Origin of the sequence: Micromonospora sp. M51 (assembly GCF_018070305.1) — a bacterium.
In the GTDB taxonomy this organism is placed as follows: domain Bacteria; phylum Actinomycetota; class Actinomycetes; order Mycobacteriales; family Micromonosporaceae; genus Micromonospora; species Micromonospora parva.
Genome location: NZ_JAGPXZ010000866.1, coordinates 1 through 2,357, shown reverse-complemented (window position 1 = coordinate 2,357; position 2,357 = coordinate 1). Strand labels below are relative to the sequence as shown.

Sequence of the window (2,357 nt, the reverse complement as noted above, 5' to 3'; positions counted from 1 at the left end):
AAGAGCACCAGACCGACGGTCAGGTAGGCCGTCGGCGGGCGGAGCCAGCCGCGACCGTTGTCGGAGAGCGCCAGACCTCCGGTTCGGAGCCCGTACAGCCCGGTCGCGAAGATCGGCAGGCCGGCGACCAGGGCGATGCCCACCACGACGTTCCCGGCGTCCACCGGGTCGCCGGTCACGCCCGCGAGCAGCACCCGCAGCGCGGGGACCTCGAAGATCAACACCAGCAGGGCGAAGAGTACGGCCAGCACCGGTCGGCGGGTCCGGTAGACGCCGTCGGCGGCCGGCGGGTACAGCGGCGGCTCGGCAGCGGGCAGGTCGGGTCGGGGGCCGATCCCCGGCATCGGGCCGGTCGGCATCTCCAGCGGGTGCGGCGGCTCGCCGCCACCCCGGGTCGGCTCGATGATCGGGTACGCAGTGAGCGGGGCGGGACGAGCCTGGTCAGCGAGCACGCTGGCCGGCGACGTGGTGTCGCGGGCGGTCTCCGACGTGACGTTCGCCAGCGGGGTCTCGACGGCGGCCGGTTCCCGGGCGGCCCGACGACCGGGCAGCTCACCCGAGACCTCCGAGGGGTCCCGGTCCGCCCTGCGCGAACGGGTCGCCCGGTATCCGTCGGCCTCGGGCCGGGCGTCACCGAGGGGGTCCACCGCACCGAAGCGTCCGGAGTCGTTCTCCACCGCCCCGAACCGCCCGGACTGGGCGTCGACCGCCGGGAAGCGGCCGGAGTCCCGCTCCGGGGTGGCGAAACGGCCCTGGTCCACGGCGCCCAGGCGACCCGGGTCCGGCTCCGGCGTACCGCCGAAACGGCTCGCGTCCACCGCGCCGAAACGCCCCGAGTCCGGCTCTCGGCGGCGGCCGACACCGGTGTCCTCGACGGATCGGATGTCCTCCGCGCCACGCTGCTCGGGAATCTCGCCGTCCCGGTACCGCGGTTCGCCCGCGCCGCGCCACTCCGACTCGCCGTAACCGCGACCCCGCTCGTCGGGGTACCAGCGCGACTCCTGATCTTCCGGAAAACTCCGTCGTCCGTCCACGTCAGGCACCGTATGCGACCGGCCACGCCCGCGCCATTTCAGCCCAGCCGTCCGCGCCGCCGATCAACCGTGCCCGGGGTACGAATGGTGACCGGCTGGTGAAAACAGGTCGGCGACACCGCTAGCACAGCGTGGGCATGATCGTTTGACTGTCCACAGCACACCCGTTGTCCACAGCGGGGCCGCCGCCGGGTCGCGGCGATCGTCCTCCGGCGGGCACCGTGCCGGCCATGACGAAGCGGAACCAGGCGGTTGGCGCGTACGGCGAGCGGTGCGCGGCTCGGCACCTGACCGAGGCGGGGTTGCGCCCGATCGCCCACAACTGGCGCTGCCCGGCCGGGGAGATCGACATCATCGCGTGGGACGGGCCGGTGCTCGCCTTCTGCGAGGTGAAGACCCGCCGGGGTGACGGCTTCGGCAGCCCGGCCGAGGCGGTCGTGCCGGCCAAGGCCCGCCGGCTGCGTGGGCTCGCCGCGCGGTGGCTGACCGAAACCGGTACGACCGCCGAGGAGGTGCGTTTCGACGTGCTGTCCGTGCTGCTGCCCGACGCCGGGCCGGCGCAGGTCGACCACCTCAAGGGCGCGTTCTGACATGCGCGCCCGGAGGATCGGTGACGCACCGTGAGCTACGCGAAGGTGCTCTGCGTGGGGCTGGTCGGGGTGACCGGCCACCTCGTCGAGGTGGAGGCCGACCTCGCCGCCGGCCTGCCGGCGGTGGTGATCTCCGGTCTGCCGGACACCGCCCTGCACGAGGCCCGTGACCGGGTCCGCGCCGCCGTGGTCAACTCCGGCCAGCGCTGGCCCAACCGGCGGATCACCCTCAACCTGCTCCCCGCCACGCTGCCCAAGTTCGGCTCGGCCTTCGATCTGGCCATCGCCGCCGCGCTGCTGGGCGGCTCGGGCGAGCTGCCGCTGCTTCCGCTGGAGGGGGTGGTGGTCCTCGGTGAGCTGGGGCTCGACGGGACGGTCCGGCCGGTACGCGGCGTCCTCCCGATGGTCGCCGCCGCGGCCCGGGCCGGCGTCACGCGGGTGATCGTCCCGGTCGGCAACGCGGCCGAGGCCGCCGTCATCCCCGGCGTACGGGTGCGCGCGGTGGACACCCTGCACCGGCTCGTCGCCTTCGTTCGCGACGGGACCCCACTGATCGAGCCACCGGCGGACATCCCCGCACCCGCAGCCGACGGACCGGATCTCGCCGAGGTCGCCGGGCAGCAGCTGGGTCGGCGGGCCCTGGAGGTCGCCGCTGCCGGCGGGCACCACGTGGCGCTGCTCGGCCCGCCGGGCGCCGGCAAGACGATGCTCGCCGAACGGTTGCCGTCCATCC

2 protein-coding genes and 1 pseudogene are annotated in these 2,357 nt (G+C 74.6%); 2 read left to right on the top strand and 1 reads right to left on the bottom strand.

The genetic code is table 11. The annotated features are described in order from the left end of the window. Positions 1-1,071, bottom strand: a pseudogene (locus tag KBX53_RS29935) (hypothetical protein); the annotation flags it as partial. A 193-nt stretch (positions 1,072-1,264) separates the two neighbouring features. Between KBX53_RS29935 and KBX53_RS29930 the strand changes: the two are divergent. Together KBX53_RS29930 and KBX53_RS29925 are read left to right on the top strand one after the other, a co-directional pair. Continuing rightward, positions 1,265-1,624, top strand: coding sequence for a YraN family protein (locus KBX53_RS29930; protein WP_030335202.1), 360 nt, complete (start codon positions 1,265-1,267; stop codon positions 1,622-1,624). 30 nt (positions 1,625-1,654) lie between these two features. After that, positions 1,655-2,357 (top strand): magnesium chelatase domain-containing protein (locus KBX53_RS29925; RefSeq protein WP_210863019.1); only part of this gene is annotated, 703 nt, incomplete at its 3' end.

Excerpts from the sequence above, each read along its gene's own strand:
- KBX53_RS29930 (WP_030335202.1), top strand. The coding sequence starts at position 1,265 with ATGACGAAGCGGAACCAGGCGGTTGGCGCGTACGGCGAGCGGTGCGCG.